This window comes from Streptococcus mitis (genome assembly GCF_047462815.1).
Taxonomy (GTDB): domain Bacteria; phylum Bacillota; class Bacilli; order Lactobacillales; family Streptococcaceae; genus Streptococcus; species Streptococcus mitis_DO.
Genome location: NZ_JASHFB010000010.1, coordinates 61,804 through 74,098 on the forward strand (window position 1 = coordinate 61,804; position 12,295 = coordinate 74,098).

The following is a 12,295-nucleotide window of genomic DNA, read 5'->3' on the forward strand; positions in this document are numbered from 1 at the left end:
TAGTTTCCTCACTTTACAACCTTCTCGATAAAATTCCGAATAGAAGACAAGCCATCTGGCGTTCCAATGCTCTCTGGATGGTACTGGAAGCCATAAATCGGTAGGTTTTTATGTTGAATTCCCATAATGGCTTGGTCATCAGTCGAACGAGCTGTCACTTCAAAGTCTTCTGGCATTTCTTCAATCAAAATACTGTGGTAACGCATGACCGCACGACCATCCTCGATACCTTGATACAAAACAGATGGCGCTTCAAAGCTGATATTGCTCTGTTTCCCATGCATGACTTTGGGAGCCAAGCCTAGCTTACCGCCAAAGACTTCTGCGATGGCTTGGTGGCCCAAACAAATCCCAAGAATCGGCTTCTTGCCAGAAAAATCACGAATCATGTCTTCCATCTTTCCAGCATCAACTGGCCAACCAGGACCAGGAGAAAAGACCAGACCATCTGCTTTTTCAGCTTCTTCATACAGCTTGGGATCATCATTTCTCAAGACCTGTACTTCTGCAAAATTCCCAATGTATTGGGCCAAGTTATAGGTAAAAGAATCATAGTTGTCAATCAATAAAATCATGGTCTTAGTTCTCCAATTCTAGTCATAGATTTAGCCTTGTTAATGGTTTCTTGGTATTCGTTTTGGGCGATGGAGTCGTAGACAATCCCTGCCCCAGCCTGCACATAGGCTGTTTGATTTTTGAGAATCATAGTTCGGATGGCAATGGCGAAATCCATATCACCCGTCGCAGACAAGTAGCCGATTGCTCCTGCGTATACGCCCCGTTTTTCCGTTTCCAGTTCATAGATGCGTCTCATCGCTCGAATCTTTGGTGCTCCAGAAACTGTTCCAGCAGGAAGTGTTGCTTTCAAAGCATCCATAGCAGTGAGTTCTGGAAGCAAACGCCCCTTGACCACACTGGTCAAATGCATGACATAGCGGAAGAGTTCCACTTCCATATACTTAGTGACTTGGACACTGGCCGTTTCAGAGATGCGACCAATATCATTACGACCCAAGTCTACTAACATTCGATGCTCTGCCGTTTCCTTCTCATCCGAAAGCAGGTCTGTCGCCAAAGCCTTGTCTTCTTCATCCGTAGCTCCTCTTGGTCGCGTACCCGCAATCGGATTGGTTGTTACGATGCCATTTTTGACAGAAACCAAACTTTCTGGACTGGCACCGATGATTTGATAATCCCCAAAATCATAGAAATAAAGGTAATTAGAAGGATTAGTCACGCGGAGATTTCTGTAGAAGTCAAATGGATTTCCAGTCACTTCTGCTGAGAAACGCTGGCTGAGTACACATTGGAACATATCCCCATTACGAATCAAGTCACGAGCTGTTTCCACCATTTCCTCAAACTTCTGAGGAGCGATATGCGGTTTGAAGTCCAGCGGAGATAGATCCAAGTCTTCAAATTCATTTGGAGCAGGAATGCGTAATTCCTCAAGCACTTGGTTCAAGGCTTTTTCCAAGTCTTCTTGACTACGCTCACTATAGAGAGCATCCTCGATGACATGAATTTTTTCCTTCTTGTGGTCAAAGACAATGTAACTCTCATAGACGAAGAAATGCATGTCTGGTGTTCCAATTGTATCTTGAGGAATTTGACCAATTTCTTCATAAAGCGAAATCATATCGTAACCCACAAAGCCAATGGCTCCCCCACCAAAAGGGAGGTCTGAATGGTGCTGGCTCTTATGAGTCACTTCATAAAGGAAATCCAAGGGATCCCGATCAATCACTTGACCATTTTGATAAAGGACTCCATTTTCAAACTTAATCTCAAAAACTGGATTATAAGCTAAGATAGAAAAACGAGCTGTTTCCTTGTCTCTCGGAATACTCTCTAAGATAACCTTGTGTTGCCCCTTTAGGCGCATATAAGCCAAGATTGGTGATAAGACATCTCCATGAATGATTCGTTCCATTGTATTTCCCTTTCAGTTCCTTATTTTTAATTTTTTATCTTTTTCTATTTCCCTTAAATAGTGCGGACGGGAGCAACTTTCTCCGAAATTTCATCCCTAATTTTTGAGCCTTAGGTCTCAAAAATTCCGTCCTATAGAAGCATATTTGCTTCTATAGGATACCACTATGGCGGGAAATATCTTTTAAAAGCTCACTTCGTTCGCAAATTTTTTGTAGCAATCTATTTAATAATGAACAATAATTTAAAACTAAACAGCTGAACCTATAATAGACATATAAAAATCCCCACGCAAAACAACTTGCGTGAGGACGAAATTCGCGGTGCCACCTCAATTATAGGATTTCTCCTATCTCTCATTCCTGTCTCAGATACCTCCTGTAACAGGCTGTGCGATAAAGGGCACTCCCTTGAGAATTATGTTTTCTTCTCTCATTTCAGATGGACCCAACCTTACAGCTTTCTCTGCTTGTTTCCAGCAACCACAAGCTCTCTGTGAGAGAAAAGACTGTAATTTTTCCATCTTTTATTTTTTAGCTTCTAGGTAGTCTGCAATTGCAGCTACGTCCTTGTCTCCACGACCAGAGACATTGATAATGATAATGTCGTCTTTACTTAGTTTCGGTGCACGTTTAACTGCTTCTGCGATAGCATGCGAACTTTCAATCGCTGGGATAATCCCTTCTGTCTTGCTGAGAAGTAGGAGAGCCTGAACAGCTTCTTCATCCGTCGCAGCGACATATTCCACGCGACCTGAATCTTTGAAGTAGGCGTGTTCTGGGCCAACCCCTGGATAGTCCAATCCAGCTGAGATAGAGTAAACTGGAGCCAGCTCTCCGTCTTCCTTAAAGACTGCATAAGTCTTCATACCATCAACAATTCCGATACTACCTTTTGTCATAGTAGCTGCGTGCTTGTCTGTATCAAGTCCGTGACCAGCAGCTTCGACCCCAACCAATTTAACTTCTTCATCAGCCACATACTGAGAAAAAGCACCAATGGCATTGGAACCACCACCTACACAGGCAATAACGTAATCTGGTAAGCGTCCTTCTTTTTCTAAGATTTGACGGCGAGATTCTTCACTGATGACCTTTTGGAACTCGTGGACAATTGTAGGATAAGGGTGAGGACCTACAGCAGATCCCAGAACATAGAAGGCTTCAAGGTCATTCATCCATGCTCCAAAGGCTGCATCAACAGCATCTTTGAGGGTACGAGTCCCTGTTTCAACTGCGTGAACAGTTGCTCCCATCATCTCCATACGGAAAACATTGAGACGTTGACGCTCCACATCTTCTGCCCCCATGTAGACATCACAGGCCATACCAAACTTGGCTGCAGCTGCCGCCGTCGCAACACCGTGCTGACCAGCTCCTGTTTCTGCGATTACTCGTTTTTTGCCCATACGTTTAGCCAGAAGAATTTGCCCTAAAACGTTGTTGAGTTTGTGAGAACCAAGGTGGTTAAGATCTTCGCGCTTGAGATAAATCTTAGCACCACCTAAGTGTTCTGTCAAACTTTCCGCAAAATAGAGCGGTGTTTCGCGACCTGAATAATCCTTCAAGTAATGACGAAATTCTGCCAAAAACTCTGGATCATCCTTGTACTTGTCAAATGTCACTTCCAACTCATCCAACAAAGCCTGAATCGGCTCCGGTACAAAACTACCACCAAATTGTCCAAAATAACCTTTAGTTGTCATAAAAATTTCCTCTTTCTGTATTAATTCGGCTTTTTGTTTGCTTTTAGTAGTAGGCAAGGAGCTGCAGATAGAACTTAAGTTCATCAAAGCGACTTAACGCCCTAATAAAAGAAAAACAAAATGACCGAAAGAAAAAAGCCCACACACAGAATATACTTCCATGTGAGGGCGTTGGTAACGCGGTGCCACCTCAATTATAAAGGGACTATCCCCTTTACATCTCTACCTTGTCTAACAACAAGTTGCACTGTAAGGTGTGCGCACCGAATTTTCATTGTTTCAAATTCATTTTTAAAATCAGCCCACTTTCACTACTTCCAACCACCTGTTCACAATCACCACAGGCTCCCTGAAGATCAAAAATAGTTACTTTTCTGATTTGTTGAACTTATTTTAATACTTTGTTTTTTCTTTGTCAAGACTTTTTTACGATTTTTTTGATGAAACTAGCACTTTTTCAGAAACTGTTTTGAAAGTCTCAATGATATAGTCCACTTCTTCATCGCTTAGTTTAGTATGAAGAGGGAGCGTAATTTCATTTTCAAAGAAGGCATAGGCCTTAGGATAGTTCGCCATATCAAAGCCAAGATTCTTATAGGCTGTCAAGAGCGGAAGTGGTTTGTAGTGTACATTACTTGCAATTCCTGCTTTAGCCAATTCTTGGATGATGAGATTGCGTTCTTCTAAGCTTGCTCCTTCTACATGGGTGATGTAGAGGTGACGTGAAGATTCGACAGTTTCAGTCTTGTGTGCCAATGGATGGATACGAGAACCTGCAAAACCACTATCATAGCGGTCCACGATGTCCTTACGACGGCCAAGCAAACCAGAGTAACGGTCCAATTGTACCAAACCAAGGGAAGCCATGATATCAGTCATATTGCACTTGTAGGCTGGTGTGACGATATCGTATTCCCATGAACCTAACTGCATCTTAGCCAGGGCATCCTTTGTTTGACCATGAAGGGAAAGGATTTGGAATTCCTTGTACATTTCTTCGTCATCAATCGCTGGATTGGCTTTCCAAGTGGCACTTCCACCCTCCGCAGTTGTAAAGTTCTTAACGGCGTGGAATGAGAAGGAAGTAAAGTCCGCGATTGATCCAGCTGGTTGTCCTTTATAAGTAGACCCCAAAGCGTGGGCACTATCAGAAACAATCACAATACGGTTAAAGGCCTTTTGCCACTTGCTTGAAGCGGTAAAGAGGTCACGTTTCTTCTCCACTACTTGGAACAAACGGTCATAGTCGCAAACAATCCCCGCAAGCTCAACCGGAATAATCACCTTAGTCTTTTCAGTGATAGCTTGCTCAAGCAAGTCATAGTCCATCTCAAACGTATCTGCTTGAATATCCACCATGACAGGGGTTGCTCCCACGTGAGTGATGACACTACATGAAGCTGTATAGGTCATGGCTGGAACGATGACTTCATCTCCAGGCCCCACTTCCAAGACGCGCAAAATCAACTCAAGAGCGGCAGTTGCAGAATTGAGGCAGACAGTCTTAGGTGTCTGTGTGTATTGGGACAAGCGACGCTCCAGTTCTTTGGTCTTAGGACCTGTTGTGATCCAACCAGAACGCAGGGTATCTGCTACTTCAGCAATTTCTGCTTCCGTAATATCGGGTGGTGAAAATGGAATATTGTAATTTGGCATTGATTTGCTCCTTTTATCTGTACTCATTTTCTCATGACTACTTTATTTTAGTACTTCAAACACGGTTTGAAACATGATTTTGATATCTCCAAGGAAACTAAATTCTCGGAGATAGTCGAGATTATAGCGCATCTTTTCAGGAAGGACGTGTTCGACATAGACTCGGTCAACCGACAGACCTTTCTCCGTCATTTGACTGATGATGGTGTCCTCATCCTTATAGTTGATGCTAGCTGGAGAGGTAATCCCTGCTGGTAAAAGCAAGGTCGCCATCATTTCAGGGCTATACTGCTCCGTGTAGCGTGGCACTTCAGGTCGTGTACCGACAAAGGACATCTCACCTTTAAGGACATTGACCAACTGAGGCAGTTCGTCCAAACGCACACGGCGGATGAAATTGCCAACCTTAGTAATGCGACTATCGTTAGCAGAAGTCACCAGACTCCCTTTTTTATCCGCATCCGTCACCATGGTACGGAACTTCCAAATCTTGAAAGGTCGATTATACTGGGTCACGCGCTCTTGCTTGTATATAACAGGCCCCTTGCTATCCAACTTGATCCAAATGCTCAAGATGAGAAAGATGGGAGAGGTCAGAACCAGTAAGACCAAGGCTAGAACCCAATCCAAGCAACGCTTGAAAATCAGCGAACCCTTCCTTTTAGAGACAAGCTGGTAGTAAGACTCAACCTCGCTTGATTTCATTTCCACGGGCAAGTCTTCCCATTTCAGCATGCTGTTTCTCCTTTGTTTTTATTATACTATTTGTCAACATTTTTCATTCTACCACAAAATGGAAAAGGCGGTGAAAGAAATCTGTAATTTGAAGAATTTCTTTCTCATACTCTAGAAAGCTCGGCGTAGGCTGATCAATATACAGCTTTGAGATTGCAGATAAATCTGACATGGCTTGAATAGATTTTCAAAGAGTATTAGGACATAGCTCCTGCCTGCAAACTATACATCTTGTGATAGATTCCTTCCAAAGCCAAGAGTTCCTCATGAGTTCCACTCTCGATGATGCGCCCCTTATCCAAGACATAGATACAGTTGGCGTCTTGAATGGTTGAAAGACGGTGGGCGATGGCAATGGTTGTCCGTCCCTGTCTCATCTTAGCTAGTGAAGCTTGAACCAAACTTTCTGTTTCAGAGTCAATATTGGCTGTCGCTTCATCCAAAATCAGGATTTTAGGCTGACTAGCGACTGTTCTAGCAAAGGCTAGAAGCTGGCGCTGACCAGTAGAGAAACTCGAACCACGCTCGGAAACAGGGGAATCATAACCCTGAGGAAGTTCCTGAATAAAGGAATCTGCATCCACGAAAGCTGCCGCAGCCTGAACCTGCTCATCACTAAGATTTTGGTACATGGCGATATTGGACTTAATAGTCCCATGATAAAGGAAGGGTTCTTGCAAGACCAGTCCGATATTTTTTCTCAGCTCTTCTTGACTGTAGTCCCTAATATCCACCCCATCCAAGAGAACTCGCCCTGACTGAAATTCATAAAAGCGCATGAGGACATTGATAATGGAAGATTTCCCTGAACCTGTATGCCCTACAAAGGCAATGGTTTCACCCTTGTTAACCGAAAAGGAAATATCATCCAGAATCTGGTGCTTGCCATCATAAGAGAAACACACATGTTCAAAACGGATATTGCCTTCTTGGACTTTGGCTTGCCCATCTTTTTGAAGAGGCTCATAGGTCTTCTCGTCAATCAAGGCAAATACACGCCCTGCAGACACCATGGACGTTTGAAGGGTTGAAAAGTTTTGCGTCACCTCAATCAAGGGATCAAAGAGGCGATTAATATACTGGATAAAGGCATACATGGTTCCGGCTGTTATCCCGATAGAAAGGCCACGGTAACCAAAGTAGGCCATCAAGACAGCATAACCTAGGAGTTTCAGCAAACTCATGGCAGGTCTCAAAAAGAGGGCATCCAAGGCTACAGAACGGTTGGCGTAGACTAAGTGTTCTTGGTTGATCTCATCAAATTCTGCCTGCAGGCGCTTCTCTTGATTAAAGGCCTGGATAATCCTAATTTCTTCGATATTCTCTGCCAGCTTACTATTGATATCTGATAAGAGACTTCTGGTTTTTTCGATGATTTTCACTGACTTTTTCCGATAGAGATTGACCAAAAGGAAAATCAAGGGGAGAAAGAGCAAGACTAAAGCTGTCAAACGAAAGTCCAGAACCAACATAGTATAAAGGGTTGTCAGAAAAATGAAAACTGCTGAGATAAAGCTGGATAAAATTCCTGAAAACATATCACTAATGGTCTCGGTATCATTTGTCAAACGAGAAACGATGGAACCTGCTGGCGTCTTATCAAAATAAGACATACCCAGCTTCTCCATATTGGCAAAGGCATCCCGACGAATATCCCTGACAATGCTGTAGGACACCCGCGCAAAGAGAAGATTGCCGACATACTGAACTACAGTTTGTAGGATATAAAGGCCATAGTAGGACAGTAAAACGGTAACGGCAACTTGGTTAAGATTGCTGAGATACTGGTCGATAAAGTGGGAGGCCACAAGAGGAATAACACTTTTAATGACTGTCGTTGCTAGGAGAAAACTGAGTGCCAAAAAGGTCAGGAGTCCATAAGGTTTGAGATAGGACATCAAGCGCTTCAATACAGCCCATTGTTCTTGTTTATTCTGCATCTTCTTCTCCTTTCATTTCCAACTGCTGAGACTGGTAGGTTTGGGCATACCAGCCATCCAGGGCAAGCAGGTCATCGTGCGTGCCCCGTTCGATGATTTGGCCATTTTGCAGAACTAAAATCAAATCTGCATGGACAACCGCACTGAGACGATGAGCTGTGATAATGGTTGTCTTTTCCTTGCGCATTTCCTTGAGGTTGTCGATAATCGCATACTCCGTCTTAGCATCCACGGCCGACAAGGAATCATCTAAAATCAAGATATCCGGGTCTAAAATCATAGCCCGACTCATAGCCAGACGCTGCTTTTGACCACCAGAAAGACTGACTCCTTTTTCACCAATCAACGTATCAAATCCCTGTGGCATGGCTACAATGTCTTGGTATACTTGAGCTAGCTTGGTCGCTTCCTCGACCGCTGAAAGGGGCAAGTTAGGATTACCAAAGCGGATATTGGCTAAAATCGAAGTCGCAAAGAGGAACTGGTCCTGAGGAACATAGCCCATAAGACTACGAAGGTCTGTCAGACGATAGTCCCGAATATCATGACCATTTAGATAAATAGCTCCCTTATCCACATCGTATTCGCGTAAGAGAAGCTTAATCAAGGACGTTTTTCCAGAGCCTGTCTGCCCGACTAAGCCCAGAGTTTGCCCTTTTTCCAAACTAAAGTGAATATCCGTCAGTGTTTCCTCATTTTCAAAGGCAAAGCTGTCAATATCGTACTCCAAGCGCCCATTTTCGATACCATCTAAAGGAAATTCAGGATCTTTTACAGGTGATTCCTGAGATAAAAGTTCCTCAATCCGCTGGTAAGAAACCTTGCCTCGCTGGGTAATATTAAAGAGGAAACCGATAGCCATAAGAGGCCAGACCAGCATATCCAAGTAACTGATAAAGGTAACCAGATTTCCAACCGTGATTTGCCCTTCCTGAACCATCAAGGAACCGACCAAAAGCGTTAAAACATAGGATGAACCAACAAACAAGAGAACCATAGGGTCAAAGAGACTATCGTATTTCATGGTTTGGAGGTTCTTTTGAAAGGTCAATTCATTGACTGCCTGAAAAGACTTCAACTCGTCCGCCTGATAACCGAAAGACTTGGTCACTTTGATACCTGATACGGACTCCTGTACCTTGTTATTAAGTTCGGAAAAGGCAGCTTGTGATTCGCCAAAGGCCTTGTGGGTCTTTCTCCCTAGACGACTGGTCGCATAAGCCATGAAAGGCAGGGGAAGAATGGCAACCAAGGTCATCTGCCATGAAATGATAAAAAGCATGGTCAACAAAGTCACCAGTGCCGTGATGGAAGCATCCACTGCTGACATGACTCCGCCACCGGCGAGACGAGTTAAGGCATTGATATCATTGGTTGCGTGTGCCATCAGGTCCCCCGTCCGGTAGGTTTGATAAAAAGCTGGAGACATTTTTGTGAAATGCTCAAACAAGCGAGAGCGCATAATCTGTCCCAAACGGTAGGAAGTCCCAAGAATATACATACGCCAAACATAGCGCAGATAGTACATACCAAAGGCCGCAAGTAGCAAGTAAAATAGGTCAAGAAGGAGGTCCTGCTGGGTTAATTGCTCCGAAGTAATGGCATCGATGACCCGCCCCATGACCATGGGGGGAATGAGATTGAGGACGGAAACCAAGATCAGGGCCACAATTCCGACTAGATAACGACGTTTTTCTAACTTGAAAAACCACCAAAGTTTTTGAATAATGGACATAAAATTCCTTTCTGATTGCAAATAGAAACCTGAGGCCAAGACCCCAGGTTTTTCTTATTCATAGGTTACGACTGTGACCGCACCCTTGTCATACTCAGCGATAAAGATATTGGCTACATTGTCATGCCCTTGCTTGCTGAGATTGTCAAGCAACCACTCTTCGTTACGACCAATCGATTCCAAGACATCGACTTGGATCACACCGTCAGTCACAACTGGATACTTAGGATTTTCATCTCCCATTTGGACCACGATGAGTTGGCCATTTTGCTCCTGCACAGCGCATTTGACCTGTTTCATCTGGAAAATCCCTTGGCTACGAAGTTTGAGAGCAACTTCTGCTGCAGACAAACCAACTGAACGACAGGCTTCTGGGTCAATCTGCCCATTTTTGATAAGGAGAGTTGGTTTTCCATCAATCAAGCGTTTGACAAAACGAACATTGTTATTGAGCCACTTGAGGGTCAAGACCAAAATCGTCCACATCATCAAAATCACTGCATACTGGAGAATGCTGATAGAACTATTGTAAATCACCCCACCGATGATACCACCAAGAACATAGTTCTGAATTTGGTCTGTAGCAGAGTTAGGTGCTAGATTCCCCTTTCCTGTCACATTAATAACAAAAACAAGAGAGAAAAGACCCAAGGCCAGTTTGATTAAAATTTCCATATAATTGAGTGTCATTTGTTTACCTCCACCAATTCAATAGCGTCTGCTTGATGCAATTCTAATTTCTCTAAAAGATACTTGTCTGGTTGGCTCCCGTTCATGGCACGATAGAAATTTGAACCTACCTTGATAAGTGCTCCATCAGTGGCTGCAGAAGTATTGACATAAACTTCTGATTTATCCACTCCCAAGTCTTTGGAAACAACCTCTATGAAATGAAGTGAAGTTTGAAATTGGTTGTTAGAGGCTTGATTGGTCTGGTATTTTGAGATTGTCACCAAAAGCATGGCCACCAAGGTCAAGGCCAAAATCATGACCAATTCCCGAAACTTAGTCCCCTTTTTATCTCGATAGGCTTTAAAAGCAAAAAATCCTGTGATAGCTAGGAGCACAATCCCAAAGCCAATCATGATTCCATTTTGCTGACTGATTTGGCTAAGTACATAGTCATATGAGTAAAATTTCATTTATTTTCACTCCCTTTCATAAAATCATTCTTAATTATAAACGAAAGAGAGTGATTTTTCAAGCCATACGTTGGGGAAATAGACCTTTTTTTGGTATAATAAAATCTATAATCTGAATGAAAAAGGTAACTTTATGAAACTTATCTCATGGAATATTGATTCCCTCAATGCTGCCCTAACTAGTGACTCAGCTCGCGCGAAATTGTCCCAAGAAGTCCTACAGACCTTGGTCGCTGAAAATGCTGATATCATTGCTATCCAAGAAACTAAGCTTTCTGCCAAGGGGCCTACAAAGAAACACTTGGAAATTTTAGCTGAACTCTTCCCAGACTACGAAAACACGTGGCGCTCTTCTCAAGAACCTGCCCGCAAAGGCTATGCTGGAACCATGTTCCTCTATAAGAAAGAACTTACACCAACTATCAGCTTCCCAGAAATCGGTGCCCCTTCTACCATGGACTTGGAAGGTCGTATCATCACTCTAGAATTTGATAAATTTTTCGTTACCCAAGTTTACACACCAAACGCTGGTGATGGCCTCAAACGCTTGGAAGAACGTCAAGTCTGGGATGTCAAATATGCTGAGTATTTGGCTGAACTAGACAAAGAAAAACCAGTCCTTGCGACCGGTGACTATAACGTAGCCCACAATGAAATCGACCTTGCAAATCCTGCTAGCAACCGCCGTTCACCTGGATTTACCGACGAGGAACGTGCTGGATTTACCAACCTCTTGGCAACTGGATTTACCGACACCTTCCGCCATATTCATGGCGATGTTCCAGAACGCTACACTTGGTGGGCACAACGCAGCAAGACTTCTAAAATCAACAATACAGGCTGGAGAATCGACTACTGGCTCACAAGTAACCGCATTGCTGACAAGGTGACCAAGTCTGACATGATTGATTCAGGTGCTCGCCAAGACCATACGCCGATTGTATTGGAGATTGAACTCTAAGGAGAAAACGAATGGACTATCAAGCTGTCATTCCTGAATTTGTAGTATCTGACATCGAAAAATCACGCCACTTCTACTGCGACCTGCTAGGATTCTCTGTCGAATACGAGCGTCCAGAGGAGAAATTTCTCTTCCTCTCACTTGAAGACTGCCAGCTAATGTTAGAGGAAGGAACCCCCGAGGAACTGGCTAACCTTACCTACCCCTTTGGCCGTGGAGTCAATCTCTCCTTTGGTATAGAGGATGTTCCAAAACTCTATCAAAAAGTGATGGAGGCAAACTATCCTATTTATCGTCCCTTAACCAAAAGAAAGTTTCGTGTTGAGGATCACTATATCTATCCACATGAATTTGCAGTTTTGGATCCCGATGGCTATTTTTTAAGATTTAGCGAATAGAGAATAGAAAAAATCTTCTAAATGTTAGTCTACAATTGAGTTTTTGTCCATTTTTCTTCAATTTGTTCGTTTTTCAAACTAAAATACTAAC

The 12,295-nt window shown here is 43.3% G+C and carries 11 protein-coding genes and 2 other annotated features; of the genes, 2 read left to right on the forward strand and 9 right to left on the reverse strand.

Annotated elements, in window-relative coordinates:
* Positions 1–8: 8 nt before the first annotated feature.
* From QM865_RS06655 to QM865_RS06695, 9 genes are all read right to left on the reverse strand, one after another.
* Positions 9–575 carry an aminodeoxychorismate/anthranilate synthase component II gene (locus QM865_RS06655; RefSeq protein WP_229294591.1) on the reverse strand — a complete coding sequence of 189 codons (567 nt, stop codon included), beginning with the start codon at positions 573–575 and terminating at the stop codon, positions 9–11.
* Complete coding sequence (gene trpE, locus QM865_RS06660) at positions 572–1,933, reverse strand: anthranilate synthase component I (RefSeq protein WP_414306311.1); 1,362 nt, start codon at positions 1,931–1,933, stop codon at positions 572–574. Before trpE ends, QM865_RS06655 begins: the two co-directional genes overlap by 4 nt.
* Before the next feature lie 303 nt (positions 1,934–2,236).
* Positions 2,237–2,468: a binding site (T-box leader), on the reverse strand.
* Positions 2,459–3,637 (reverse strand): tryptophan synthase subunit beta, encoded by a 1,179-nt coding sequence (gene trpB, locus QM865_RS06665; RefSeq protein WP_004262199.1) that lies wholly within the window; start codon positions 3,635–3,637, stop codon positions 2,459–2,461. Its footprint overlaps the feature before it by 10 nt.
* Before the next feature lie 161 nt (positions 3,638–3,798).
* Positions 3,799–4,029, reverse strand: a binding site (T-box leader).
* Positions 4,030–4,063: 34 nt separating this feature from the next.
* Positions 4,064–5,293 (reverse strand): DegT/DnrJ/EryC1/StrS family aminotransferase, encoded by a 1,230-nt coding sequence (locus QM865_RS06670; protein ID WP_414306312.1) that lies wholly within the window; start codon positions 5,291–5,293, stop codon positions 4,064–4,066.
* 42 nt (positions 5,294–5,335) lie between these two features.
* Complete coding sequence (locus QM865_RS06675) at positions 5,336–6,028, reverse strand: sugar transferase (protein ID WP_414306313.1); 693 nt, start codon at positions 6,026–6,028, stop codon at positions 5,336–5,338.
* A gap of 197 nt (positions 6,029–6,225) precedes the next feature.
* Positions 6,226–7,968 (reverse strand): ABC transporter ATP-binding protein, encoded by a 1,743-nt coding sequence (locus QM865_RS06680; protein WP_414306314.1) that lies wholly within the window; start codon positions 7,966–7,968, stop codon positions 6,226–6,228.
* The gene (locus QM865_RS06685) at positions 7,958–9,703 is read right to left on the reverse strand and encodes an ABC transporter ATP-binding protein (RefSeq protein WP_414306315.1); all 1,746 of its coding nucleotides are present in this window, start codon (positions 9,701–9,703) and stop codon (positions 7,958–7,960) included. Before QM865_RS06685 ends, QM865_RS06680 begins: the two co-directional genes overlap by 11 nt.
* Positions 9,704–9,757: 54 nt before the next feature.
* Entirely contained in the window at positions 9,758–10,393 is a 636-nt protein-coding gene (locus QM865_RS06690; RefSeq protein ID WP_000174450.1) for a DUF421 domain-containing protein, read from the reverse strand.
* Entirely contained in the window at positions 10,390–10,845 is a 456-nt protein-coding gene (locus QM865_RS06695) for a DUF3290 family protein (RefSeq protein WP_414306316.1), read from the reverse strand. Before QM865_RS06695 ends, QM865_RS06690 begins: the two co-directional genes overlap by 4 nt.
* Before the next feature lie 133 nt (positions 10,846–10,978).
* On the opposite strand from QM865_RS06695, the gene QM865_RS06700 reads away from it, so the two are divergent.
* Positions 10,979–11,806 (forward strand): exodeoxyribonuclease III, encoded by an 828-nt coding sequence (locus tag QM865_RS06700; protein ID WP_000767438.1) that lies wholly within the window; start codon positions 10,979–10,981, stop codon positions 11,804–11,806.
* An 11-nt stretch (positions 11,807–11,817) separates the two neighbouring features.
* The gene (locus QM865_RS06705; protein WP_000386221.1) at positions 11,818–12,204 is read left to right on the forward strand and encodes a bleomycin resistance protein; all 387 of its coding nucleotides are present in this window, start codon (positions 11,818–11,820) and stop codon (positions 12,202–12,204) included.
* The last annotated feature ends 91 nt before the right edge of the window (positions 12,205–12,295 follow it).

What these genes read in the sequence shown, in the direction of transcription:
- QM865_RS06655 (WP_229294591.1), bottom strand. Translation starts at nt 575, where the DNA reads ATGATTTTATTGATTGACAACTATGATTCTTTTACCTATAACTTGGCC.
- trpE (WP_414306311.1), bottom strand. Translation starts at nt 1,933, where the DNA reads ATGGAACGAATCATTCATGGAGATGTCTTATCACCAATCTTGGCTTAT.
- trpB (WP_004262199.1), bottom strand. Translation starts at nt 3,637, where the DNA reads ATGACAACTAAAGGTTATTTTGGACAATTTGGTGGTAGTTTTGTACCG.
- QM865_RS06670 (WP_414306312.1), bottom strand. Translation starts at nt 5,293, where the DNA reads ATGCCAAATTACAATATTCCATTTTCACCACCCGATATTACGGAAGCA.
- QM865_RS06675 (WP_414306313.1), bottom strand. Translation starts at nt 6,028, where the DNA reads ATGCTGAAATGGGAAGACTTGCCCGTGGAAATGAAATCAAGCGAGGTT.
- QM865_RS06680 (WP_414306314.1), bottom strand. Translation starts at nt 7,968, where the DNA reads ATGCAGAATAAACAAGAACAATGGGCTGTATTGAAGCGCTTGATGTCC.
- QM865_RS06685 (WP_414306315.1), bottom strand. Translation starts at nt 9,703, where the DNA reads ATGTCCATTATTCAAAAACTTTGGTGGTTTTTCAAGTTAGAAAAACGT.
- QM865_RS06690 (WP_000174450.1), bottom strand. Translation starts at nt 10,393, where the DNA reads ATGACACTCAATTATATGGAAATTTTAATCAAACTGGCCTTGGGTCTT.
- QM865_RS06695 (WP_414306316.1), bottom strand. Translation starts at nt 10,845, where the DNA reads ATGAAATTTTACTCATATGACTATGTACTTAGCCAAATCAGTCAGCAA.
- QM865_RS06700 (WP_000767438.1), top strand. Translation starts at nt 10,979, where the DNA reads ATGAAACTTATCTCATGGAATATTGATTCCCTCAATGCTGCCCTAACT.
- QM865_RS06705 (WP_000386221.1), top strand. Translation starts at nt 11,818, where the DNA reads ATGGACTATCAAGCTGTCATTCCTGAATTTGTAGTATCTGACATCGAA.